This is a genomic window from Actinoplanes sp. L3-i22 (assembly GCF_019704555.1).
GTDB lineage: Bacteria > Actinomycetota > Actinomycetes > Mycobacteriales > Micromonosporaceae > Actinoplanes.
Window position 1 is genome coordinate 9,034,777 of sequence record NZ_AP024745.1, and the last position, 24,205, is coordinate 9,058,981.

The 24,205-nt window shown below is 71.4% G+C and carries 22 protein-coding genes and 1 riboswitch; of the genes, 11 read left to right on the forward strand and 11 right to left on the reverse strand.

Going from position 1 to position 24,205, the window contains the following annotated elements; genetic code table 11:
* Positions 1-15: 15 nt before the first annotated feature.
* The 6 genes from L3i22_RS40600 to L3i22_RS40625 all read right to left on the reverse strand — a co-directional run bounded on the left by L3i22_RS40600 (position 16) and on the right by L3i22_RS40625 (position 4,754).
* The gene (locus tag L3i22_RS40600) at positions 16-1,245 is read right to left on the reverse strand and encodes a beta-ketoacyl synthase (protein ID WP_221322749.1); all 1,230 of its coding nucleotides are present in this window, start codon (positions 1,243-1,245) and stop codon (positions 16-18) included.
* Positions 1,242-1,538, reverse strand: coding sequence for an acyl carrier protein (locus L3i22_RS40605; protein ID WP_221322750.1), 297 nt, complete (start codon positions 1,536-1,538; stop codon positions 1,242-1,244). The genes L3i22_RS40600 and L3i22_RS40605 overlap by 4 nt, the downstream gene beginning before the upstream one ends.
* Before the next feature lie 74 nt (positions 1,539-1,612).
* Positions 1,613-2,632 carry a sulfotransferase gene (locus tag L3i22_RS40610; RefSeq protein WP_221322751.1) on the reverse strand — a complete coding sequence of 340 codons (1,020 nt, stop codon included), beginning with the start codon at positions 2,630-2,632 and terminating at the stop codon, positions 1,613-1,615.
* Between the two features lie 198 nt (positions 2,633-2,830).
* Positions 2,831-3,274 (reverse strand): DUF6114 domain-containing protein, encoded by a 444-nt coding sequence (locus L3i22_RS40615; protein WP_221322752.1) that lies wholly within the window; start codon positions 3,272-3,274, stop codon positions 2,831-2,833.
* Between the two features lie 2 nt (positions 3,275-3,276).
* Complete coding sequence (locus L3i22_RS40620; RefSeq protein WP_221322753.1) at positions 3,277-3,882, reverse strand: DUF6230 family protein; 606 nt, start codon at positions 3,880-3,882, stop codon at positions 3,277-3,279.
* Between the two features lie 140 nt (positions 3,883-4,022).
* The gene (locus L3i22_RS40625) at positions 4,023-4,754 is read right to left on the reverse strand and encodes a TetR/AcrR family transcriptional regulator (RefSeq protein WP_221322754.1); all 732 of its coding nucleotides are present in this window, start codon (positions 4,752-4,754) and stop codon (positions 4,023-4,025) included.
* A gap of 173 nt (positions 4,755-4,927) precedes the next feature.
* Here L3i22_RS40625 and L3i22_RS40630 point away from each other — a divergent pair, with 173 nt between their 5' ends.
* Both L3i22_RS40630 and L3i22_RS40635 read left to right on the forward strand, forming a co-directional pair.
* On the forward strand, positions 4,928-5,824 hold the full coding sequence (locus L3i22_RS40630; protein ID WP_221322755.1) for a hypothetical protein: 897 nt from the start codon (positions 4,928-4,930) through the stop codon (positions 5,822-5,824).
* Positions 5,825-5,839: 15 nt separating this feature from the next.
* The gene (locus L3i22_RS40635; RefSeq protein ID WP_221322756.1) at positions 5,840-6,496 is read left to right on the forward strand and encodes a Tat pathway signal sequence domain protein; all 657 of its coding nucleotides are present in this window, start codon (positions 5,840-5,842) and stop codon (positions 6,494-6,496) included.
* Between the two features lie 219 nt (positions 6,497-6,715).
* On the opposite strand, the gene L3i22_RS40640 is transcribed toward L3i22_RS40635, so the two are convergent.
* Positions 6,716-7,504 carry an SAM-dependent methyltransferase gene (locus L3i22_RS40640; protein ID WP_221322757.1) on the reverse strand — a complete coding sequence of 263 codons (789 nt, stop codon included), beginning with the start codon at positions 7,502-7,504 and terminating at the stop codon, positions 6,716-6,718.
* Between the two features lie 78 nt (positions 7,505-7,582).
* Positions 7,583-7,876 carry a hypothetical protein gene (locus L3i22_RS40645; protein ID WP_221322758.1) on the reverse strand — a complete coding sequence of 98 codons (294 nt, stop codon included), beginning with the start codon at positions 7,874-7,876 and terminating at the stop codon, positions 7,583-7,585.
* 296 nt (positions 7,877-8,172) lie between these two features.
* Here L3i22_RS40645 and L3i22_RS40650 point away from each other — a divergent pair, with 296 nt between their 5' ends.
* The 3 genes from L3i22_RS40650 to L3i22_RS40660 all read left to right on the forward strand — a co-directional run bounded on the left by L3i22_RS40650 (position 8,173) and on the right by L3i22_RS40660 (position 11,278).
* A complete protein-coding gene (locus L3i22_RS40650; protein WP_221322759.1) occupies positions 8,173-8,856 on the forward strand; it encodes a hypothetical protein in 684 nt (227 codons plus the stop codon).
* A 200-nt stretch (positions 8,857-9,056) separates the two neighbouring features.
* A complete protein-coding gene (locus L3i22_RS40655) occupies positions 9,057-9,911 on the forward strand; it encodes a hypothetical protein (protein ID WP_221322760.1) in 855 nt (284 codons plus the stop codon).
* A complete protein-coding gene (locus tag L3i22_RS40660) occupies positions 9,881-11,278 on the forward strand; it encodes a glycoside hydrolase family 43 protein (RefSeq protein ID WP_255657541.1) in 1,398 nt (465 codons plus the stop codon). Before L3i22_RS40655 ends, L3i22_RS40660 begins: the two co-directional genes overlap by 31 nt.
* Before the next feature lie 859 nt (positions 11,279-12,137).
* Here the strand turns inward: L3i22_RS40660 and L3i22_RS40665 are convergent.
* The gene (locus L3i22_RS40665) at positions 12,138-15,137 is read right to left on the reverse strand and encodes a LuxR family transcriptional regulator (RefSeq protein ID WP_255657542.1); all 3,000 of its coding nucleotides are present in this window, start codon (positions 15,135-15,137) and stop codon (positions 12,138-12,140) included.
* Positions 15,131-15,586 (reverse strand): VOC family protein, encoded by a 456-nt coding sequence (locus L3i22_RS40670; protein WP_221322761.1) that lies wholly within the window; start codon positions 15,584-15,586, stop codon positions 15,131-15,133. Before L3i22_RS40670 ends, L3i22_RS40665 begins: the two co-directional genes overlap by 7 nt.
* Before the next feature lie 350 nt (positions 15,587-15,936).
* Positions 15,937-16,115, forward strand: a riboswitch (cyclic di-AMP (ydaO/yuaA leader).
* On the opposite strand from L3i22_RS40670, the gene L3i22_RS54470 reads away from it, so the two are divergent.
* A complete protein-coding gene (locus L3i22_RS54470) occupies positions 16,116-16,658 on the forward strand; it encodes a transglycosylase family protein (protein WP_221322762.1) in 543 nt (180 codons plus the stop codon).
* A gap of 15 nt (positions 16,659-16,673) precedes the next feature.
* Here the strand turns inward: L3i22_RS54470 and L3i22_RS40680 are convergent, their stop codons facing one another.
* Complete coding sequence (locus tag L3i22_RS40680) at positions 16,674-17,738, reverse strand: hypothetical protein (protein WP_221322763.1); 1,065 nt, start codon at positions 17,736-17,738, stop codon at positions 16,674-16,676.
* An 82-nt stretch (positions 17,739-17,820) separates the two neighbouring features.
* Between L3i22_RS40680 and L3i22_RS40685 the strand changes: the two genes are divergently transcribed.
* From L3i22_RS40685 to L3i22_RS40705, 5 genes are all read left to right on the forward strand, one after another.
* Entirely contained in the window at positions 17,821-20,691 is a 2,871-nt protein-coding gene (locus tag L3i22_RS40685; protein ID WP_221322764.1) for a GH92 family glycosyl hydrolase, read from the forward strand.
* Positions 20,692-20,788: 97 nt separating this feature from the next.
* Positions 20,789-21,184: a PadR family transcriptional regulator gene (locus tag L3i22_RS40690; RefSeq protein ID WP_221322765.1), complete on the forward strand. Its 396-nt coding sequence runs from the start codon at positions 20,789-20,791 to the stop codon at positions 21,182-21,184.
* Positions 21,181-22,380: a hypothetical protein gene (locus L3i22_RS40695; protein ID WP_221322766.1), complete on the forward strand. Its 1,200-nt coding sequence runs from the start codon at positions 21,181-21,183 to the stop codon at positions 22,378-22,380. Before L3i22_RS40690 ends, L3i22_RS40695 begins: the two co-directional genes overlap by 4 nt.
* A gap of 387 nt (positions 22,381-22,767) precedes the next feature.
* Positions 22,768-23,403, forward strand: a complete 636-nt coding sequence (locus tag L3i22_RS40700; protein WP_221322767.1) for a hypothetical protein — start codon at positions 22,768-22,770, stop codon at positions 23,401-23,403.
* A 497-nt stretch (positions 23,404-23,900) separates the two neighbouring features.
* Positions 23,901-24,200 (forward strand): CU044_2847 family protein, encoded by a 300-nt coding sequence (locus tag L3i22_RS40705; RefSeq protein WP_255657543.1) that lies wholly within the window; start codon positions 23,901-23,903, stop codon positions 24,198-24,200.
* Positions 24,201-24,205: the final 5 nt, after the last annotated feature.

Sequence of the window (24,205 nt, forward strand, 5' to 3'; positions counted from 1 at the left end):
CGCCGGCGGGCCGGCTCACGCGGGGCTGAAGACCAGCGCCGCGTTCTGCCCGCCGAACCCGAACGACGTGCTGACCGCCGGTGCCCGGCGAACCTGGCGGGGCCGGCCGGTCACCACGTTCAGGTCGATCGCCGGGTCGAGCTTGTCCAGGTTCGCGATCGGCGGGAGCAGGCCGCGCTCCAGCGACATCACCACGCCGGCCGCCTCGATCGCCCCGGCCGCGCCCATCGCGTGCCCGAGCACGCCCTTGAACGCGGTGACCGGCGGCGCCAGCGGCCCGAACACCTCGCCGAGCGCCCCGGCCTCGGCCACGTCGTTCATCGGCGTGCTGGTGGCGTGGGCGTTCACGTGGCCGATGTCGGCCGGTTCCAGGCCGGCGTCGGCCAGCGCGGCCCGGATCGCCCGGATCGCGCCGCGGCCCTCCGGGTGCGGGGCGGTGATGTGGTGCGCGTCGGCCGAGGCGCCGTAGCCGGACAGGTACGCGCGCACCCGCGCGCCCCGGGCCCGGGCGTCGGCGGCCCGCTCCAGGACCAGGATCCCGGCCCCCTCGCCGAGCACGAACCCGTCCCGGTCGAGGTCGAACGGCCGGGACGCCAGGTCCGGCTCGTCGCCCCGGGTGGAGAGTGCCCCGATCCGGGCGAACGACGCGGCCGAGGTCCGGCTGCGGCCGGACTCCGCGCCACCGGCGATCACCACGTCGCAGGCGCCGGAGAGCAGCATGTCCCGGGCCACCCCGAGCGCGTGCGCGCCGGAGGCGCAGGCGCTGCTCACCGTGAAGCACGGTCCCTGGGTGCCGAGGTCCAGGGCGGCCTCGGCGGCGGCCATGTTCGGCAGGGTCCGCGGCAGGGCGAACGGCGAGACCCGGTCCGGCAGTCCCTCCAGGACCATCTCCACCGCGGCCTCGGTGCCGCTCATGCTGCTGGCACCGACCCCGAGCACGACCCCCACCCGCTCGGCCGGCCAGCGGCCCGGGCCCAGGCCGGCGTCGGCGACGGCCTCCCGGGCGGCGGCCACGGCGAACCGGCCGAACGGGTCGAGCCGCCGGTTGAGCCGGTGCCCGAGCAGGGCGACCCCGTCGAAGTCGGTGACCCGGCAGCTGAACGCGACCGGCAGGCCGGTCAGCTCCATGTCCAGGGCGGCCACCGACCGGCCTTCGAGCAGCCCCGCCCAGGTGGCCGCGGCGCCCACCCCGGCCGGGGTGACCAGGCCGAGCCCGGTCACCGCCACCGCCGCGCGGGCGCTCACCGGTCCCCGGCCAGAACCGCCCCGGTCACCATCCGGACCTCGGTGCCGCTCTGCTCGCCGTCGCGCAGGTTCTCCAGCGTGGCGACGATCTCGCCGATCGTGGTCCGGAACGTGACCACGCCCTCGTCGAGCCGCTTGACCCCGGTCTCCTCCTGCAGCAGCAGACCGAACTCGAGGATCGACAGCGAGTCGAGTTCCAGCTGCTCCAGGGTGGTCTCCGGGGTGACCCGGGCCGGCTCGACGCCGAAGTGCTCTTCCAGGTTGCGCAGGACGATCTGGTATGCGGAGTGCATGTTCCAGCACCTTTCATTCGTGAATCGGGTCATTCGTGAATCGGGTCATTCGTGAATCGGGGAGAGTGCCTCGGTCACGCGACGTGGCCGAGGCGGTGCAGCACCGCCTGCCCGAGCAGGCAGGAGCGGTGCAGTTCGCGGCGTTGCCGCTCGGGGAGGGTGCCGGCGGTTCCGGTGCGCCCCGGCCGGACCGAGCCGGCCGCCTCGCGCAGCCAGGCCGGGTCCGGGTCGAAGCCGCCGAAGCGGGCCAGGTCGGTCAGGTGCCGGGCCGGGTCGGCGACCAGGTCCCGGTAGCTCAGTGCCAGCAGGCGGTCGGCGGGCAGCGCGGCCAGTTCCCGCTCCGCCTCGTAGAGCAGCACGCTCCAGAGCCGGCCGTACCGGGCGAGCGGGATCGGGTGGCCGAGCGCCGCCGCGGTGAACCGGCCGGGCAGGAAGGCGGCCAGATCCGCGGGCAGCTCGGTCTCGCCCCGGGGCCGGCGGCGCATCTCGAGGGTCTGCGCGCCGAGCGCGAACGCCGGGTGCCGGCTCATCGACAGCGCGGTGTCCGGGCCGTCGCGGTGCAGGTGGACCACCCGGGCGTCGGGGAAGATCCGCAGCAGGGTGCCGAGCATCCGCAGCGAGCCGCCGCTGCGCTCGACGATCACCCGGCGGCCCAGGCGGGCGGCCAGGTGCGCGAACAGCCGCCGGTACTGGGTCTCGGCCGGGGCCGGCGTCCAGTGCGGCACCTCGGCGGCGAGCTCGTCGTAGAGCGCGTCCGGGTCGTCGGTCAGGTGCGGCAGGGTCAGCAGGCCGATCGCCGGGACGCCGGTCTCCGGGCTGAACCGGCCGCGGTCGAACGGGTAGTGGTGCTCACGGACCGCGACCCGGTGCCGGACCAGCTCGGCGATGCCCGGGTCGAGTGCGCCGAGCAGCTCCCAGAACCGGGCGCCGCTGACCTCGCCGGGGATCAGCGGCACGTGCACGGCGGTGAACAGCTCGCTGACGCTGAGCACGTCCGGGTGCCGGGCGAGCATCTCGGAGACCATGGTGGAGCCGCAGCGCCCGGTCCCGGTGACGATCACCGGGGGTGGGCTCGCAGGGTGGGTACGGCGCATCGGCTCTCCTGGAGCGGCGAGTAACGAATGACAAGCCGGACCAGCATCGCAATTTAGACATAACGTGACAAACCGGACACGCCGAACGGGCGAAGCTGGCATGCGACGACGCTCGTGGGGGCGTCGGCTATGTCCGTACCGTAATAAAAAGTCTCGCAGCCGGCGCCGAAGGGATCGGCGCCCGCCGCGATCGGTTTTCTATTCCGAAGGTGGCGCCTCCGGCGGCGGCTCCTGGGGGGCCAGGTCGCCGCCGGGCGCGTCGGCGACCGGGGCCCAGGCGAAGGCCAGCGCCGCGCCCACCAGGGTCAGCAGCAGGCCGAAGACGAACCCGCCCATGTTCGAGGTGAGCCAGGAGCCGAGCGCGCAGAGCATCGCGATCAGCGAATAGAAGATCCGCTGAGCCGGGTTGAACCAGAGCAGCAGCCCGAGCAGGATGATCACGTACGGCACCAGGTAGCCGATGAAGTTCTGCATCCCGACGTGCAGCACCACGCCCAGCGGCGCCCACACCGTCAACAGGATCTCCACCCCGCCGAGCAGCACGAACAGGCCACCCCAGAACGGCCGGGAGCGGCGCCACCCGCGCCAGACCCGCCAGGCGCGAGCGCCCGGCGAGGCCCGATGACGCACGATGCCGGACATGCTCAGCAGCCGTCGCCGGTGAACGACATCCGCAGGTTGGGCAGGTGGAACGTGGCCGCCGTGGTGGCGTAGTTGTTCTGCCGCAGGTTGGTCAGCGTGACCTCGTCGGCCTGCTGACCGAAGACGCCGATCGCGCCCTTCTTGCCGGGCACCGCGTCCAGCGTGCTGGAGTCCCGGCCGATCTCGATCGCGTTGAAGTCGGCGTTCGCGGTGATCAGGTCGGAGTCGACGACCAGCGTGTCGGCGGTGACCTTGTTGCTCGCGCTGCCCGCGGAGATCTTCAGGTTGATGCCGCCGAGCGCGATGCTCTGGCACAGCCCGTCGAGCTGGGCGTCGCGGATCGCCGAGACGATGACGAGCACCTGGCCGCCGGTGTCACCCTCGTTGGGGCTGCCCGGTTCCATGTGGTCCATCTCCGCGTACTGCTCGAAGCCGTAGCCGTGCAGCTTGGGCGAGGTGACCGTGAACGGCATGCCGGAGATCGAGAAGGAAGCCGCGAGCACCCCCTGCCCGGTCAGCAGCACCAGACCGGCGGTGGCCGCGAGGCCGCCGAGCAGCATCGCGGTGAACCGGCGCCACCGGGTGCGGCCGTGCGGTGTGACGGACATGCGCTCTCCTTTGCGGGCGTTGTCGCCGGTCACGGCACTGCGGATGCCGCACCGGCGTGGCTATTTGCACATCTCGATGGATTTCGGCGAAGTTACGCCGCAGTAACGAGAGGCGTCAAGCGCTGAGGCCCGCATTCCAGTCAGTGAAAAACCTCGCCGGTATCTGATACCGCGCACGGCGCGACCACCCGCGCGCCGCCGGCCTGCGCGGACAGCTCGGTGGCGGCCGCGTCCCGGCCCACGAACGGCGCCATCATGAAATAGCTGAGCATCGGCAGCAGCTGCGGCAGCTCGGCGACCCGGCCCGCCGAGACGTGGCCGTAGATCGTCGAGTAGACGCCGCCGACCACGGTGTCGACCAGACCCTCCGGCACGTCCGGCGCCTCGGCGAAGAACCGGGCGAAGCGGCCCAGCAGCTCGGTGCGGTCGCTCCGGGCCAGCGGGCCGGCCGCGTCGATCTCCACGATCGCCATCGTGGCGAACGCCGGGACGCTGGTCAGCACGTCGAGCAGCACCTTCAGCGCGGCCCGCGCCCCGGCGCGCCAGTCCCCGGCGGCGGCGTACGCGTCGTCCATCATCCGCAGCACCACCTGCGTCCCGTGCCGGTAGGTGTCCAGGAACGCGTCCTCCTTGCCGGCGAACAGCGCGTAGAACGCCGGACGGGTCACCCCGGCCGCGGTGCAGATGTCGCTGACCCGGGCATTGACGTAGCCCTTCTCCGCGACCGTGTGCACCAGCGCGTCGTAGAGGCGTTCCCGCTGGGTCGCGGCCACCGCCTCGGGCGTCATCGAGCGCGGGCCGCGTTTGATCGCCCGGGCCGGATCCCGGCCGGGACGGGCGCCCGGCAGCGGGCTGATTACGGAATTCGTCATCGTCGTCCCTCAATGTCTTGACATGACATACCGCTGGGGTTTCTTATACCGTCAGGTACGGATCGATGGTGCACGAGGCGGGTCACACCAGTATCGCCTCCCGCTCAAGCCCCCGGAACGCTGCGGAAACGGCCGGGCCCCGTCCCAACGAGGTTTTCCGAAGGAGTGACGCCATGACAGCGTCACGGCTGAAATCCGCCCTGGTCATGATCGCCTCCGCAGCCGCGGTCGTGGCCCTCACCCCGGCACCCGCCCACGCCGCCGCCTACGACGGGCTGGAGAACTGCCCGCTCACCTCGGCGACCATGAAGGACCCGGCGAACCTACAGGTCGGCTGCGTCCAGTCGATCACCAACGGCGGCAGCGTCACGATCGGCTCCAACGTCGTGCCGTTCGACAGCCCGATCACCGTCCAGTTCGGCGTCTACTGGCCGGCGTCCGCGCCGACCCGCGAATTCCCGGACGGCTCGGTCGCCAACGTCTACTCGACCGTGCCCGCCGCCAAGGGCAAGACCCTGGTCGCCAAGCCGCTGCAGGTCACCATCCCCGGCATCGCCAACATCATCCCGGGCGTGACGAGCGTCTTCGCCCAGGTGGAGCTGGCCGGGCCGATCACCGACTTCGTGCCGCTGGCCACCGGCGAGAACACCCCGGTCTTCGTGCTGCCGATCAAGCTGCACCTGTACAACGCGCTGTTCGGCACCAAGTGCTACATCGGCTCGGACAGCACCCCGATCACATTCAGCCCGACCACCGGCACGACCAGCCCGCCGCCGCCGAACCAGCCGGCGACCGGGGACTCGGGCACCATCACCATCGAGCCGGACGCGAACGGGTACCAGACGCTCGGCGTGGGCTTCACCGGCGCGACGCTGCTGGACAACGCCTACGCCGTACCGAAAGCGAATGGTTGTGGGTTGATCCCCGGCAGCCTCGACGCGCTGATCAACCTCGCGTTCGGCCTGCCCAGCGCCGCCGGCAAGAACGCCGTGGTGTTCAGCGGCAACAACACCACCTTCGCCCTGTCCCCCAGCCTCGACGACCTCACCCAGGCGCTCGCCGCCTCCTAGGAAAGGTGCACCCCCATGCACAAGAACCGCATCGCCGCCGCCGTCATGACCGGCGCCGCCGTGTCCCTGCTGCTCGCCGCCCCGGCGCTGGCCGACGACGCCACCGTGCTGACCACCGACACGCTGGCCGGCCCGGCCGTCGCCGTCGGTGACACCATCTCGGCCTCGATCGTCAGCGGCGCCCAGGCCGTCTTCGCCACCGCCGCCGGCGGCGCCAACGGCATGAAGTGCAACACCTCCAGCTTCAGCGCCGTCGTGAACGACAACCCGGCCGCGCCCGGCGCCGCCGCGCTCGGCTCCACCCTGGCCGTGTCCAACTGCACGATCACCGGCGTGCCCGGGGTGACCGGCGTCAACAGCGTGGCGATCAGCAACCAGCCCTACGCCACTACGGTCGCCAGCGACGGGACCGTCACGGTCACCGGCACGGCCACCGCGCCGATCTCCGCGACGCTCAACCTGAAGACCCTGCTCGGCTCGGTGACCTGCGTCTTCGTCGCCAACGGCAACAGCATCAGCGGCGTCGCCGACAACACCGACAACTCGATCAGCTTCACCGACCAGCAGTTCAACAAGAGCACCGGGCCGGCGGCGTGCGTGGCCAACGGCTTCTTCTCGGCCAAGTACACGCCGGTGGTGACGTCCGCGTCCGCGCCGGTCTTCGTCAACTGACGCTTCGTCAACTGACGGACCGCCGGCGCCGCCGTTCCCCCACGGCCGGCGCCGGCCCCCGGTTCCTCAGGGTTTCCTCCACGGCCCTGAGCCGGCTCTCAGCGCCAGCCGACGCGTCGCCACGGCTGGCGCTGAGGGCCGTAGCCGCTCTTGGCGGGCGGTGCTCACGCCGTAGCCGCTCTTGGCGGGCGGTGCTCACGCCGTACGCAAAGAAGGGTTTCAGGGTTTTCGGGCTACTCCGCCGTAGAGGGCGACCTGGGCGTCGGTGAAGGGCGACTCGGCCTCCGGGCGCCAGCGCAGGATCGGGACCACGCCCGGCTCGACCAGATCGAGGCCGTCGAAGAACGTGGCGACCTCGTCGCGCGAGCGCAACCGGGCGGGAATGCCCTGCGCCCGCATCACCTCGGTGAACCGGGCCCAGGCGGCCGGGTCGTGATCGGCGGTGATGTGCGAGAGCACCAGGTAGCTGCCGCTCGGCACGGCGTCCAGGATCGTCTGGACGACCTCGGCCGGCCGGTCCTCGTCGGTCAGGAAGTGCAGGACCGCGAAGAGCAGCACCCCGACCGGCCGCGTCAGGTCGAGGGTCGCCCGCAGCGCGGGCGCGGCCAGGATCTCGGCCGGCCGCCGCAGATCGCCGTCCACGTAGGCCGTCCGGCCCGGCGGCGAGCTGGTCAGCAGCGCGCGGGCATGCGCCAGCACGAGCTGGTCGTTGTCGGCGTAGACGATCCGCGCCGCCGGGTTCTCCGCCTGGGCCACCTCGTGCACGTTCGGCGAGGTGGGCAGCCCGGTCCCGATGTCCAGGAACTGGTCGATGCCCGGGGCGGCCAGGAACCGCACGGTCCGGCGCAGGAACGCCCGGTTCTCCCGGGGCGCGGTCGCGGCGTTCGGGTTGACCTTGAGGCCCTGCTCGGCGGCGGCCCGATCGGCGGCGAAGTTGTCCTTGCCGCCCAGCAGCACGTCGTAGACGCGAGCCGGGTGCGGCCTCCCGGTGTCCAGCGGCTCGGTCACGGTGCCTCCCCCAACGGATTCGATTGTCCATGGAGGATAGGCCGTCCCGGCTCGTGCCGTCGGCCCCCGGACGGGGCCTCAGCTCTTGCCGTCGGCTTCCAGTTGGCGGCGCAGGCGGCGCTCGTGCAGGCGGCGCCAGCGGTCGTAGACCTCGGCCGCGGCGACGGCCGGCTCGGCGGCCCGGCCGGCCTTCCACTGGCGCGGCAGGAAGGCCTCGGCGCCGGCCCACAGCAGCTCACTCATCGGGACCGTACCGCCGTGCAGCTTCATCAGCTCGGCGGCCACCGCGACCGCGTGATCGCTGCGGCGCCACACCTCGACCATCGACTGACCGTGCAACAGGTCGTCGTAGTCCTGCGGGTTCAGCTCCATCCCGGCCCCCTCACCGTGTGTAACCGTCTGCCGACTGGCGTGTTGCCGGAGGGCGCGGTGCCGAGAAGTCCGAGATCAACAGGCCTAAGCGGTACACCCTGCTGGGATGGACGATTCCTGTCAAGGTCGGAGGTCACCTCACGGCATCCTGATGCGAAACAGTCATCTGTACGGTCAGTGACATCCCGGGCTCAAGCCTCTGACCGGATGCGGACACGCGAATCGCCCGGACGGTGCGGAAACGACCGTTCGGTGGACCACCGGCGAGCGATTACCGGCTGACCAGGATCGACCTAATGTTCTTTCTCGTCGGATCTCGTTCAGCGACGGCAAGGAGCACCGTCATCGCCACCACACCACAGCCCGCCGGGCACGCCTGCCGCATCGCCGTCGTCGGTCAGGACCGCGCCGGCCTCCTCCTCGCCCGGACGGCGGTGACCGCCGGGCACACCGTCGTCGGCTTCGACGCCGATCCGGAGCTGATAGCCAGACTGCGCGCGGGGCGGTCACCGCTCGGCGACGACCTGGTGGCCATGCACGAGACCGGGCGCTACCACGTGACCGGCGATCCGGACTGGCTCGCCGAGTGCACCGTCTACCTGGTCACCTCGCCGGTCCCGCTGCGGCGCGGGCAGCCGGACCTGACGCCGGTGCTGGCGGCCGCGGACACGATCGGCGGGCACCTGCGGAGTCAGGATCTGGTCGTGCTGGAGTCGTGGGTCGCCCCCGGCACCACCCGCGGCGTCTTCCAGGACGCCCTCGCCGCCCGCAGCAGCGCCCGGTACCTGCTGGCCTTCTCGCCGCAGCGTGACCGGCAGCTCAACGGCCGGGCGAAGCTGATCGGCGGGGTGGACCGCCGGTCGACGCTTGCCGCGTCGGCGTTCTACCGCACCATGCACGACGTGGTGGTGGCCTGCACGACCGCCGAGGAGGCGGAGGCGGCGAACCTCCAGGCCGCGGCCGAGCGCCACTCCGCCTGAATCCGCGCACCGTCCACTTCGCGCCCGGCGGCCCCGAAAACGGGCCGCCGGGCGTCCTTGACAGCGCCGCAATCTGAGCGCAATCATTCAGAAACTTCGAATCGCGGATGACCACACCCCAGGTCATACCGTGCACTTCCTTCTGCGCAACACCCCTGCTCGCGCTGAATTGTTAGCGCTAACAGCAATGAAGGAGACGCATGCGCCGCATCATCACCGCCGTCCTCGCCCTGGTCCTCGGCGCGCTGGCCCTCCCCCAGCCGGCCGCCGCCGCGACCACCCTGATCTACGCCACGTTCAAGGGCGACGCGGCCGCCGACGAGGAACTCTGGATCTACCAGTCGACCGACGGCGGCACCAGCTACAGCACCCTGACCGACACCAACTTCCACGGCCCGACCGGTGTCCTGCGCGACCCGAGCATCGTCAAGCGCAACGGCGTCTACTACGCCGCCTACACCGTCCAGTCCTGGACCACGACCAGCAGCTACTTCAACATCGCGTCCAGCACCAACCTGACGACGTGGACGAACATCGCGAGCATCCCGGCCGGGATCTCGGGCGCCAACTACACCTGGGCGCCGGAGTTCTACGTCGAGGGCAGCACCGTCAAGCTGATCACCAGCGTCGCGTCGACGTCCTGCTCGTTCTGCTTCCGCCCGTACGTCTACACGGCCCAGAACACCGCGCTGACCTCCTGGAGCGGCCCGGCGCAGATGTGGGGCCTGGGCACCAACCACATCGACACGTTCGTGGTGAAGTCCGGGAGCACCTGGCACGCGTTCACCAAGAACGAGACGACCAAGTACATCGAACACTGGACGACCACCGCGAACCTCACCGAGGGCTGGGTGAACAAGGGCACCCTGTTCGCGTCCGGCTACGAGGGACCGTCGCTGGTCCAGCTCGACAACGGCTCCTGGCGGATGTACGTCGACCACTACAGCGCGGGCGACGGCATCTACACCGCGACCAGCTCCGACCTGAACAACTGGAGCGGCCTCAGCAAGATCACCTGCTCGGGGTGCCGGCACGGAACGGCGATCGCGAAGTGAAGCGCCGGACCCTGATCGCCGGCACGGCTGGCACCGCCGCCTCACTGATCCTGCCCGGCGCCGCGCAGGCCGCGACCTACTCCGGGTACGCGATGGCGTACTTCACCGAGTCCCCGTCGATGACCGCCGCCAACTACGGCCTGCACCTGGCGGTCAGCAGCGACGGCCTGAACTGGACCCCGCTGAACCAGAACAACGCGGTGGCCACCCCGACCGCCGGCAGCCTGGGCCTGCGGGACCCGTTCCTGCTGCGCAAACAGGACGGCACGTTCGTCGTGCTGGCCACCGACCTGTACGGCACCGACTGGTCGTACCAGAGCCAGTACCTGCACGTCTGGGACTCGGCGGACCTGCGCACGTTCACCGGTTACCGGCGGATCAAGGTGCACTCGCTGGCCACCCACGCCTGGGCGCCGGAGGCGTTCTGGGACGCGTCGCGCGGCCAGTACGCGATCGTCTACTCCGCGGTCAACGGCACCGGCCACAACGTCCTGATGATCAACTACACCAGCGACTTCGTGACCGCGTCCGCGAACGCGGTCTTCTACGACCCCGGCTACGACGCGATCGACGGGTCCTTCGTCACCGTGAACGGTGTCAACTACATGTACTACAAGAACAACACAAACAGCACATTATTGGGTACGAAGTCAGCATCGCTCAACGCCGGCACGTTCAGCCTCTACACGTCGGCGATCACGCCCGGCCGTGGCGTCGAGGCGCCCCAGATCAGCAAGTCGAACACGTCCGACACCTGGTACATGTGGGGCGACACGTGGAGCCCCAACGGCCGCTTCTTCTGCTGGTCGAGCACGAACGTGGCGGGCGGGTCGTGGTCGCTGCTCAACGACCGGTCCTACACCCAGCCGCTGAACTCCAAGCACTGCGGCATCGTGCCGATCACCGCCGGAGAGCTGTCCAACCTGACGGCCAAGTGGGGCGCGCCGGCCTGGAACCGGGTCAAGTCGTACAACTATCCGGACCGCTACATCCGGCACAGCAACAGTGTGGGGCGGATCGACGCTTATCCGTTCGATCCGTACCAGGATCAGCTCTGGACCCTGGTTCCCGGCCTGGCCGACTCCTCGGGCGTCTCGTTCCGGTCGGTCAACTATCCGGACCGGTATCTGCGGCACAGCAACTACGCGATGGTCCTGAGCGCGAACGACGGCGGCAGCACGTTCAACGCGGACGCCACGTTCTACAAGGCGGCCGGGTTCGCGGATTCGTCGTGGACGTCGTTCCGGTCCTACAACTATCCGGATCGGTATCTGCGGCACAGCAACTATGTGCTGCGCATCGATCCGATCACCAGCAGCTCCGCCACTACCGACAAGCAGGACGCCACGTTCCGCGTCGGTTACTGAGCCCCATCCCCACATCCCGGCCCGGCGTTCCCCCCAAGCGCCGGGCCGGGCCCTTTCCCGCGCCGAGCCCTTCCCGGCGCCGGCCCCTTTCCGGCGCCGAAGTCTGGCCGGCTCCTCTCCGGCGCCGAAGTCGGTGGTGTCTCCGGTCGTCGCCGTCGCCGTCGTCGTCGCGCCGATCTCGCCTCCGGCGCCGGGCCCGCTCCACCGCCGGAGCCGCGCGAGGCCGCAGCCACTCCCGACCGCCGCCGGGCCACACACTCCCGACCGCCGCCGCGCCACGCACCACCACCGCCGCCGCGCCACGCACCGCCGCTGCCGCCGCACCACGCACCGCCGCCGCCCCACTCACCGCCGCCGCCACGCGCTCCCGATCGCCGCCGCGCCGCCCAGCCCCGGCTGGGTGCTCTGGGGCGCCTCGTGACGCTGAGACAACCCTGAGCATCAGCCGGAAACCGCGGCTCGCGCCGCCCGCCGGAGCGGGCCGCGACGCGGCGCGCGGGGCGGCGCAGGCCCGCTCGGACGCAGGCCCGCTCGGACGCAGGCCAGCCCGGGCGCAGGCCAGCCCGGGCGCAGGCCAGCCCGGGCGCAGGCCAGCCCGGGCGCAGGCCAGCCCGGGCGCAGGCCAGCCCGGGCGCAGGCCAGCCCGGGCGCAGGCCAGCCCGATGTAAGGCCCCTCAGGCGCAGGTCAACCCGGGTATAGGGCCGTATGGGGGTAGGGCCGCGTGGGCAGGGGCCCGCCCTCCCAGGGGGGCCACCGCCTCTGGCTTAATCATCGCCGAAAGGGCCAAGATCATGCCGAAGGCCTGTGGACAGAGCTCCAGTGTGGATAACTCCAACCGCCCAGCACGGCGGCATACGATCAGGCAGGACGACCCACGGCGGCGGGAAGCTCCCGGCGGGACGTGATGCCCAGCTTCGTGAAGATCTTTCGGAGGTGCCATTCGACGGTTCGCGGGCTCAGGAACAGGACCGCGCCGATCTCCGGGTTCGTGCGGCCGGCCGCGGCCAGCCGGGCGATCTGCGACTCCTGCGCGGTCAGCTCCTCGCGGGTGCCGGTGCTGCGCTTGCGGACGGTTTCGCCGGTGGCGGTCAGCTCCCGGCCGGCCCGCTCGGCGAACGCTTCCGCGCCCATGGTGCTGAAGGCCTCGTACGCCGGCCGCAGTTGATCTCTTGCCTCGGCGCGCCGGTTCGCGCGGCGCAGCCACTCGCCGTAGAGCAGCCTGGCCCGGGCCAGCAACAGCTTGTGCCGGCCGGCGGCGAACTGCTCGACCGCGGTGCGGTAGTCGTCCTCGCCGTCGTCCACCAGCGCGTCGGCCAGCGCCCGGGTGCCGTGCGCCCACGGTGTCGCGAGTCCGGCGGTGCGGGCGACGAGGCGGTCCCGGGCCTGCTTGGCGACGTCCGAGCCGGAGCGGACGGCCGCTTCGACGAGTTCGCCGAGCGACCATTGCAGGACGGCCAGGTCCTCGTGCGCGGCGGCGTCCTGGGCGGCGGTCAGTGCGGCCGCGTAGTCGCCGTGCCCGTTGTGCAGCACCGCGCGGCTGTATCCGGCGACGCCGAGCAGCCAGCCGACGCCTCCGGCCCGGGCCTCCCGGGACAGTTCGTCGATCAAGGCAAGGGCTTCTTCGGTACGGCCACGGTAGGCGGCCAGGATGCTGCCGCTGGCCGGGTGTGGGGCGGGGCCGGTCGCGCGAGCCAGCGCGGCGGCCTCGTCGATCAGGTCGGACGCGTCGGCGAACCGGCCGGCGTAGATCAGCGCGGTGGATCGGAAGGTGAGCACGCTGGGCAGCCGGGAGAGGGCGCCGGCGGCGCGGGCGAAGGTGACGGCCTGTTCGGTGCGGTCCTGGAACGCTTCGTCGTCCCAGACCTCGTGGACCATCATTCCGGTGAGCCAGAGCAGGTCGAGTTCGTTGTCGGCGGGGACCGCGGCGAGGGCCCGCTGGAACGCGGGGACGGCGGCCGCGTGCCCGTCCCGCACCCAGATGATCAGCGCCGCGAGCAGCAGCCCAGCCGGCTCAGCGCCAGCGCCGGCCGCGGCGGCGGTGGCGGTGGCAGCGGCGGCGGTGGCGGTGGCAGCGGCGGTGGCAGTGGCAGCGAGAGAGTCAGCGGCAGCGGCGGGAGGGCCGACGGCAGCGGCGGCGAGAGAGTCAGCGGCGGCGGGAGGGCCGGCGGCAGCGGGGCGGGTGCCGGCGGGGAGAGCGTCGGCCGCGGAGAAGGAGCCGGCGGCGAGGGGATCGGCTGCGGCGTAGGAACCAGCGGCGATAGAGCCTGCGGGGAGAGAGCCTGCGGAGAGGGAGTTGGCGGCGGCGTTGACGGCGTGGCGGAGGTCGTCGCCGCCGAGGCGGCCGGCGTTGATCGCCGCGCCGACCGCGGACAGATAGGTCTCCCGGGCGGCGACCGGATCCAGGCTCTCCAGCCGGGCCGCGGCGGCCAGCAGCGGCGGCACGATCTCGCGCCCGGTGTTCAGCACGAACGCGATCTGGGCCCGGAGCCGCTCCACGGTGGCTTGCTGGATCGCGTCGAGCGGCTCCTGCTCCACCGCCGCGAGCAGGCCGGGGACCAGCGCCGCGGCACCCGAGGCGAGCCGGGCCGTGGCCGCGGCCAGCAGCCGGGAGGCGCGCGGCCCGGGTTCCGGGGTGAGTTCGGCGGCCCGTTCCAGGAACGCGGCCGCGGCGGCGCGCCCACCGCGGGCGAGCGCGCGGCCGGCCGAGTTCTCCAGCTCCGCGGCGACCGACGAGTCGGGGCCGATCGCGGCGTGCCCGCGGTGCCAGGCGCGCCGGTCCGGGTCCTCGGCGGCGTCGGTGACCTCGGCCAGCGCGCGGTGCACGGCGCGCAGTTCGGCCGGGTCGGCGCCGTGCCAGGCGGCGGAGCGGGCCAGCGGGTGCCGGAAGCGGACCCGGGCGCCGATCTCGACCAGGCCGGCGGCTTCGGCTGGGCCGGCCGCGTCCGGGCTGACGCCGAGTTGCTCGGCGGCGCGCCAGAGCAGCGGCACGTTGCCGACCGGTTCGACGGCGGCGGCCAGCAGCAGGGTGCGGCTGGCCGCGGGCAGCGCCGCGATCCGCCGTTTGAAGCCGTCCTCGAGGTGGCTCGCCACGGTGGTCGCCGCCGGGATGCCGAAGAGGTGGCTCGCCGTGGTGGTGGCGGCCGGGATGCCGAAGCCGAAGGCCGGGTCCATCTCGCGGGGCAGTTCGAGCAGGGCCAGCGGGTTGCCGCGGGTCTCGGCGACGATCCGGTCGCGGACCCGGGCGTCGACCAGGCCGGGCAGTACGGTGTCCAGCAGCGCCCGGGCGTCGGCTTCCGGCAGGCCTTCGACGAGCAGTTCGGGCAGGCCGGTGAGCAGGGTGTCGTCGGCCGGGGTGCGGGCCGCGAAGACCAGGGCGACGGATTCGGCGTCGAGCCGGCGGGCCACGAAGGTCAGGATCACCTCGGACATCCGGTCCAGCCACTGCGCGTCGTCGACGACCACGACGAGCGGCTGGTCGACGGCGGCCTCGGCGAGCAGGCCGAGCACGGCCAGGCCGATCAGCAGCGCTTCGGGCGGTTGGCCGGCGCTGAGGCCGAACGCGGTGGAGAGCGCGACCCGCTGCGGCTCGGGGAGCCGGTCCAGGTACGGCAGCAGCGGCGCGACCAGCTGCTGCAGCGCGGAGTAGGCCAGCTCGGTCTCCGGCTCGACGCCGGCGGCACGGACGACCCGGGTGGCCGGGGCCTGCCCGACCAGGTAGTCGAGCAGCGCGGACTTGCCGGTGCCGGCCTCGCCGCGCAGGACCAGGACCCGGCTCTGGCCCGATCGGACGTCGCGGATCAAGCGTTCGAGCTGGTCACGTTCGCGGGACCGGCCTCGGAGTCCGACTGAGCTCAGCACGCTGGGAGCGTACCTGGCGCCCGTTCGGTGACCTCCTGCAGCAGATAGCCGTTGCCGTCCGGATCGGTGAACGAGGCGAACGACCCGTAGGACAAACGCCCTGGATACAGGCCCGGTACCCGCTTCTCGGTGCCCGCATGGTGGAACACGCCGTCCGCGTCGTGGAAGATCTCACTGACCCGCACGCCCCGGCCGGTCAGCTCGGCGCGGGCCTCCTCGATGTCGCGGACGATCAGGTGCACGTTCTCCATCGAGCCGGGCGCGGCGGTGCCGATCCCGGTCCCGAACGCGATCGAGCAGGGCGAGCCGGGCGGGGTGAACTGCACCACCCGGTAGTCCGGGCCGCACACGTAGTCGAGGTCCTCGCGCCAGCCGAGCTGGTTGTAGAACCGCTTGGCCCGATCGATATCGGTCACCGGCACCGCGATCAGCTCCAGCCGATAGTGCATGGCTCAGATCCCGCGGAAACGGGCGGTGCCGCGCGGAACGCCGGGGGCGATCACCACCACATCGAAGGTTCGCATGGCGCAAATACTGGCCCGCCGGTCCGACTGATCGAGCCCGGGACTTGCCCTGGCCTTCGGTGCCCGGGTACCCGGGCGATCACGGCGGGTATGCGGCTGACTCGGGCGCGCTTGTCGTCGTACCCAAGCAAATGCCGTTGTTTTTTGGGTTTTATCCGGCACGAACAAGATCAAATCGGTCGAATAGCGTGAAGAGCGTCACTATCCGGGGCGAAAAACTTGGTCGATGGGCCGCCGGTGTGGTTACCGTCGGTCGTCCCGCGATGGCGGGCACTGTGGACGGTCCGCCGAATCCTGCCGCCGATCCACGGACACGAATCGAAAGGCAGGAGCGGGGGACCCACTTCCGGCGCGATGTTGGAGCTCGCGCCTCGGGGTGAAGCCGCGTGTGACGCGGCCGGGCCACTCTGCCCGAACCCGACAGCTCACCTCGCAGGCGTCGAGGAGAAAACCCATGTCTCGGATCGGTAGACGAACGCGCCTTGCTGCCCTCGGCCTGATTCTCGCGGGCGGAGTCATCCTCGCCCCGGCGGCCCCGGCCAGCGCCGCAAGTGTCAATTGGGACAAGCTCGCGCAGTGCGAGTCCGGCGGCAGGTGGCACATCAACACCGGTAACGGGTATTACGGCGGCCTGCAGTTCAGCCGCAGCACGTGGACGGCGAACGGCGGCGGGAAGTACGCGAAGACCGCGGACAAGGCCACCAAGGCCGAGCAGATCGCGATCGCGAAGAAGTTGTACGCCAAGCGGGGCCTGAGCCCGTGGCCGGTGTGCGGCAAGAAGGCCGGCGTGAAGATCTCCTCGCCGGCGAAGAAGAAGACCACCAAGAAGTCCACGAAGTCGAACGGGAAGACCTACGTCGTCAAGTCCGGCGACACGCTCGCCAAGATCGCCGCGCGCTACCACGTCAAGGGCGGCTGGCGCACGCTCTACAAGGTCAACAAGAAGGTGCTGAGCTCGCCGAACCGGATCTATCCCGGTCAGCGGATCAAGCTCTGATCCGGCGCGGCCGGGTCATCCGAGGTACCGGCTGATCCCCGGATCCAGCTGAACGGTGACCCGGCCGTTGCGGTCCCAGCGCTCCAGCGTCCACCAGTTGCCCTGCCGGCGGACCGTGACCTGAACGTTCGCGGACTCGCCGTGCCAGGCCTTGCCGCCCGCAGAGACGCCGTACTTCGCGCGGGCGAACATGCCGACCTTGGTCAGGGCAGCGCACGCGCGGCAGCGGCCGTCCTCGGTGACGACGCAGTCGCCGCAGGCCGCGCCCTGGCACAGCCGGCACGGGCGGACCGCCTCCGGGCAGGCCGGGCAGGTCGAGCGCAGGCAGTGCGTGCACCAGTCCAGCCGGCCGGCCAGGTGGTGGTTGCGGCAGGCCTGCAGGGTGCTGTGCGCGACGCCGGTGACGTCGTCGACGACGTACCCCTGCCGGATTCCCGGCGCCACGTCGTAGAGGATCGGCACCTGGAAGCCGTCGGCGAGCTCCCAGGTCTCGGCGACCCGCAGCCCGACCGCGATCCGGACCACCTCGGCGGGCCGGCGGCGCAACCGCCGCAGCAGCTCGGCGGTCAGCTCCTCGGGCAGGTCGAGCGGCGCGGCCGGGGCCTGCGCGGCCGGGGCGCCGACCGCCTGCCGGGCCTCGGCGGGCTCCATCTCCTCCCCCGGCGGATGCTCGACGATCCGCGGGACGACCAGCTGCTGCACCCGGCGGGCGCCCTGGACCTGCACGCCGGTGAACTCCTCGCCCCGGGTCACCGCGGTGACGTCGGCGAGCCGGTGCGGCGCGAGCAGGGTGGCGCCGACCATGCCGCGGTTCATGTCGCCGGGGGACTTGCTCAGGCCGTGCCAGGCCGGCCGGGCGCCGTCGCGCCGGACGCCGAGCTGCGCGTGGCGGCCGACCCGGGCGAGCACGGCCTCCCACGGGCCGAGCGCGGCGTGGGCGACGACCTCCGGCTCGGGCTGCCAGTCCTCGGCGGCCCAGCCGGCCCGATCGCCGGGCTCCTGCCACTCGGCGACCGTCTCCGAGCTGTGGATTCCGCGCCCATCGATGCCGGTGTTCTCATCGAGGATCAGGCGGCTCACGCTATGCGATCTTACTCGGGCGACGCTTGCGCGATGACTTATCGACATGCGCCGGTCCTTTCCGGACAGCAGGATCATCGAAATGATTAGCTTTCCGTCCAGAAGGGCGCTGCTGGCCGCGACGCTCGGGCCGGTGCTGTCCCTGACAGCGCTGGCCGTGCCCGCCTCCGCCGCGGAGCTGTCCGCCTTCGACGCGGTGAACCAGTTCATCGGCACCGAGTTGGACACCACGCAGAACAAGAGCAACGACGCGTACGGCAACACGTTCCCCGGCGCGGCGGTGCCGTTCGGCATGGTGCAGCCGAGCCCGACCACGTACAAGGCGGGCAACGCGCAGGTCGGCGAGAAGGGCGGATACGAATACACCGCGAGCCTGATCCGCGGATTCGGGATGACCCGCTACTCCGGCACCGGGTGCACCGGGCGGTTCGGCGGCTACGAGTTCCCCACCATCCCGTACGCCGGGGATGTCCTGCCGGTCAATCCGTCGGCCGACGTCAAGGGCTACTACCTGGGCTTCGACCACGCCAACGAGGTGTCGCAGCCGGGCTACTACAAGGTCGGGCTGGACAACGGGGTGACCGCGGAGCTGACCGCCACCGCGCGGACCTCGGTGAGCCGATTCGCCTTCACCGACAAGGCGACGCTCATCCTGGACGTCTCGGGGCAGAACAACCGGTCGTTCGGCAGCGAGATCACCATCGACCCGGCGACCCGGACGGTCTCCGGCTGGATGTTCGGCGCCGACGTGTGCGACGTGGGCAACACCTACAAGGCGTACTTCTCGACGACCTACGACAAGCCGTTCGCCTCGTTCGGGACGTGGAACGACGCCGATCTGGCCGCGGGCAGCACGCACGCGATCAAGGCCGGGACCGACACGAGCGTCGACTACCGGCACGACACCGGCGGCTGGGTGACGTTCCGGCCCGGCACGAAGGTGACCGCGAAGACCGGTTTCAGCTACGTCAGCGTCGAGAACGCGGCCCTCAATCGCGACAAGGAAACATCAAAGGACAATTTCGACGACGTACGTCGTGAAGCTCGAAAATCGTGGAAGGAAGCGCTCGGCACGATCGACGCGCACGGTGGCGACACCGCCCAGCGAACGTCTTTCTACACCGCGCTCTACCACGCGTACCTGCAGCCCAACGTCCGTGAGGACGTGAACGGGCAGTACGTCGGCTTCGACGGGCTGGCGCACCAGGTCGACCGCGGGCACCACTTCTACCGCAACATCAACTTCGCCGGCTCCGGCTGGGACATGTACCGCAGCCAGGCCCAACTGCTCGCGCTGACGTTCCCGAAGGTGGCGAACGACATCCAGCGCTCGATCGTCGCGATGGTCCAGCAGACCGGCCGGTGGGCGCCCGGCGCGGCCCGCATGCAGGGCGACAACTACCAGGTCATCCTGGCGACCCTGGACGACATGGGGGCCACCGACTACGACCGCAAGGCCGCGCTGGCGTCGATGATCGCGACCCAGAAGCTGCCCGCGACCTCGACCACCCGCAGCGACGCCTACCAGTACTTCTCGACCGGGCTGATCGAGAACCGCAAGGGCGACTTCGCGACCTCCCGGGTCCTGGAGTACTCGGTCGACGACTTCGCGATCGCGCAGCTGGCGTCCCGGCTCGGGGACTCGGCGAACGCGGACTTCTTCCAGGCTCGCGCGCAGAACTGGATGAACGTCTTCGACCCGGTCACCCAGCACATCCGCCCGCGCGAGCGGACCGGCTTCGACCGCTCGTTCGACCTGCGGGTCCGCGAGGACGGCGCCGGGCGCGGCCAGTTCAACCAGTCCACCGGCTACCAGTACGGCTGGATGGTCCCGCAGAACCTGTCGACGCTGATCGGCAAGCGCGGCGGCGTGGCGGCGGCGAAGACCCAGCTGGACACGCTGATGGCGCAGCTGGACGCCGGGGCGTACACGCAGACCGGCAACTACCTGTCGAACCAGGCCGCGTTCAACACCCCGTGGGTCTACAACTGGCTGCGGTCGCCAGCGTCGACCGCCGACGTGCTCCGGCGCGCCGTGTCGGAAATGTACGACACCACCCCGTCCGGCCTGCCGGGCAACGACGACCAGGGATCGCTGAGCTCCTGGTACGTGTTCGCGCAGCTGGGCTTCTACCCGGCGATCTACGGCACCGGCGACCTGGTGATCAGCGGGCCGATGTTCGCCAGCGTCAAGATCGACCCGATCGGCGGCGGAAACCGCATCAAGATCAAAACCAAGGGCATCGGACGGTACGTCGGTGGATTGCGCGTGAACGGTGTTTCCCACTCGGCGAACTGGGTCGACGCGTCGTTCGCCCGGCACGGCGGGACACTCGCCTTCACCATGTCGGAGACGCCCGGCACCTGGGGCACCGGCGACGCCGACGTCCCGCCGTCCTACACCGCCGGCGCGGACGCCCGCAACAACGCCGGCACCACGCCGGACGGGCAGGGCAACCTGGGCTCGATGGACCTCAGTGACTGGTCGCTGTCGCGCACCGCGCTCGCCGCCGCCGGCGCCACCCCGGGCGCGGCGCTCCCCGTCGCCGGCGTCACCTTCACCTGGCCGTCGGCCCCGGCCGGCACCCCGGACAACTGGATCCCGCACGGCCAGCGGATCGCCGTCGGCAAGGCCGGGACCAGCGTGTCCTTCCTCGGCCTGGCCACCAACGGCCCGGCCACCGGCACCGCGACCGTCCAGTACACGGACGGGACGTCCCAGCCGGTGACGGTGACCTTCGGCGACTGGGCGGGTGCCGTCCCGGCCGGCAACGTCGAGGCCATCGCGCTGCAGGGCCGTAACAACGTCAACGGCACGGCCGGCACGGGCACGTTCCGCGTCCTCGCCACCACGCCGGTCGCCCTGGACCCGGCGAAGACCGTCGCCGCGGTCGTCCTGCCCGAGTCCACCAACCAGGGCATCATGCACGTCTTCGACGTCGCGGTGTCCTGACCGAGCGGTCCCCCTCCGGCAGGCACGCCCTGCCGGAGGGCCCCACCCCGCATAGGTCGGTTGACGATATATATCGGCGGATGTAGCGTTCCGGGCCATGCAGGAACCGACGTTTCTCATCCTCGCCGCGCTGGCGGCCCAGCCGAGGCACGGCTACGGCATCGTCCAGGCGGTCGCCGTCCTCTCCGCGGACGAGGTGAAGCTGAAGCCGGGCACCCTCTACGGCGCCCTCGACCGGCTCGCCGAGCAGGGTCTGATCGAGGTCGATCACGAGGAGGCGGTGGAGGGGCGCCTGCGCCGCTACTACCGGCTCACCGCCGACGGCGCCGTCGCGCTCGCCGCGGAGATCGCCCGGCTGGACCGGCGGGCCTCGGCCGCCCGCGAAGAGCTGCGGCATCGGCCCGCCTTCGGCCGCAGCATCCTGGGCGGCGTCGCAGGCCGCACCATCCTGGGCGGCGTCGCAGGCCGCACCATCCTGGGCGGCGTCGCATGACCGGCGAGACGTGGCCGGCCGGGGACGCCCGGCTGGAGCGGCGCTATCGGCTGCTGCTGCGGGCGTACTCCGGGTGGTACCGCCGCCGGCACGGCACCGAGCTGATCACCACGCTGCTGGAGATGGCCGAGCCGGGCCGCTCGCGGCCGTCCCGCGCGGACGCCTGGCACCTGATCACCAGCGGTCTCCGGCAGCGCTTCCGGCTCCCGTCCGGTCGGCCGTTCGCGCTGGTCGCCGCAGTACTGGTGACGGCGGCGCTGGGCGTCGCCGGCGCGGCCGCCGGCAGCTGGCTCGGCGCGCGGACGTTCGCGGACCTGCCCACCCCGGCGGCCGCGCAGGACATTCTGGACACCGCGGTCACCGACCCGGCCGACCTCCACGAGGCTCCGCGGTCCTGGAGCCAGCCGGGCAGCGCCGACTTCGTCCAGTTCATGGCGTTCCCGCGGGCCCAGGACCCGGGGCCGGTGCCGACCTGGACCGTCGAGCAGGCCCGCGACGGCCTGGTCGCCGCCGGATGGAAGATCAAAGAATTTACGGTACGACCGATCCCCGTCCTGGACGGCACCAACCGCATCGCGCCGAACGCCGACCTGGTCACGAGCACGACCGTGTACGCCGACCCGGCCGCTCCGCCGATCGCGACGTTCGCGAACCCGCACCGCTATGCGGTCCTGACCGCCGAGCGCGACGGCCTGATCCTGCACGCGACGGCGACCGACGCGGTGGGCGGCAACACCGCCGACCCGGCCGCACAGGTCTACCGGGGCGGCGTCAACGGCAAGATCTTCGCCGCGCGTACCGTCGCCTACCTGCCGTTGACCGTCGCCGGGGCGCTGCTCGGGGCGCTCGCCGGCTGGTTGCTGTCCGCCGCCTGCGCCTACCGGGTGCGGCCGATGAGCCAGGTTCGCCGCCGGACGACGGCCGAGCTCACCGCCATCGCCCTCGCCGCGTGGGTGCTGCCGGCCTTCGCCATCGTTCGGGAGGGTGCCCTGCTCGCCGCGAATCTCGGCGTCGACCAGCCGGTCCACACGCTGCACTCGGTCCTGCGGCCGGGCTGGTGGTATCTGGACAGCCTGCCCGCCTGGCTGACCCCGATCTGCGCGATCACCGCCGTGGTGGTGGGCCTGCTGGGCCTGATCAGCACCGGAGGTCGCTCACCCAGCCGTCCTGATCGAGCACTCACCCAGCCGTCCTGATCGGGCGATCGTCCAGCCATCCGGCTCCGGGCGCTCTCCCAGCCGGGCTGACTCGGGGGTGCTGACGACTCCGGCGATCGCCCCACCCTGGCGACAAGGGTGTGTGGACGATCGCCGGAGTTGTCGACCTCGACCGGTCCCGCGCGGGTGCCGTGGGGCGCCCGCGGCGGGGCCGGGAAGTGCGACGCTGAACCAAGATTGAGATGCGGGAATGCGCTTTCCCCGACAAGGTACGTCAACAATTTGGAAACGTCAATCGACGACTTCTTGCCCGGCGAAGGCACACTCGTCAATGGATTCGCGGCTCGCCGCGCCCGGGCGGTGAACCGGGGCCGCGACCCGGCGGTACTCCTGTGTGACCAGTCGGACCAGTTGAAGAGGTGCCCTATGACGTACCCCGACCCGACCGCCGGGCCCAGCTACTCCCCGCCGGCCTACGAGCCGCCCACATACCAGCCCCCGGCCTACGAGCCGCCCACGTATCCGGCCCCGCCCGCCCCGCGCCAGCCGACGCCGCCGCAGACCGCCGCCCCGCAGCCGTCCGCGCCGCCGAACTACGGCCAGCCCCCGACCGCCCCGCCGAACTACGGCCCGCCGCCGACCACTCCGCCGAGCTACGGCCCGCCCTCGAGCTACGGCCAGCCGCCGACCGCCCCGCCGAACTATGGCCCGCAGTCGACCGCGCCCGGTCAGTACGGTCCGCCCGGTCAGTACAGCTCGCCCGGTCAGTTCGGTCCGCCGCAGGGCGCCGGGCCGCTGGGCGCTCCCCCGGCGATGCCCTACCAGCGTTGGTCCGGCGACGCCCCGCACGACTCGGCCCAGCACCAGATCAACCTCGCCGAAGCCGCCTCCCGCGGCAAGCGCGACATCACCGTCGGCGCGATCTGGTTCGCGGTCGGCGGCCTCATCACGCTCGCCACGATGGCCTCGGACGCCACGGTCTACGTCGTCGCGTGGGGCCCGATGGCCTACGGCGTCTTCCGCATCATCAAGGGCGTCCTCGCCGTCCGCCGCGCCGGCTGAGCACGGCTTCACCGGTCCTGGCGCGTCGTCCCAGCAGAGCCGTCACGACGCGCCGGCCGGCCACCACATCACATGCCTGGCACGTCATCCCACCAGCATCGACTCGACGCCCCGCCCGGCCACCGCACGGCCGGGACCTGACGGGCCGTCGCCGTGGCCCTGACGAGTTCACCGCTCAGCCGCCGCAGTGCGGCCATCAATATTGATCCGATCGCCATCAAGATCAGCGTTACGGCCCGTGCCGCCCGACCACCTGTTGGAGAATTATGGTGGCCGATGCAATAGCTGCCGATGACCACATACACAAGACGCTGATCGGCGTCATTAGCCGCCGCGCTCACTGCTTATACCTAAACCAGCGTTCTGACCGATCTGCCTGCCTGCCAGGCCGGGGCAAAAGCAAAAATTGTTCTCGCCGCTGCGCGGGTCCGGCAAGGCCAGGACCGTTACAGTGGTTTATCCGACGATGGTGAGGGGCGGCGACTCCGTTGGCGAATGTGGCGAGGTACCTCGTCGGTGACGAGAAATCGGTAGAGATCGAGATCTCGGCTGTGGACGGCTTCGTCCCTGCAGGTGTGGGCGAGGTCGCTGGATATGTGCGTGATGCGATCGAGCCAGCCGTGGCGGCCGCTCGGGTGGTGCTGGACAGGGTCGCCGATCTCGCGCCCCGGGGTGTCGAGGTCAAATTCGGGGTCAAGGTGACCGGCACCGCTAACTGGGTGGTTGCCAAGGCCGCTACCGAAGGCAATTTCGAGATCACCCTGAAGTGGGAGCCGTCCGCCGCATTGCCGGCGTGAGGTTC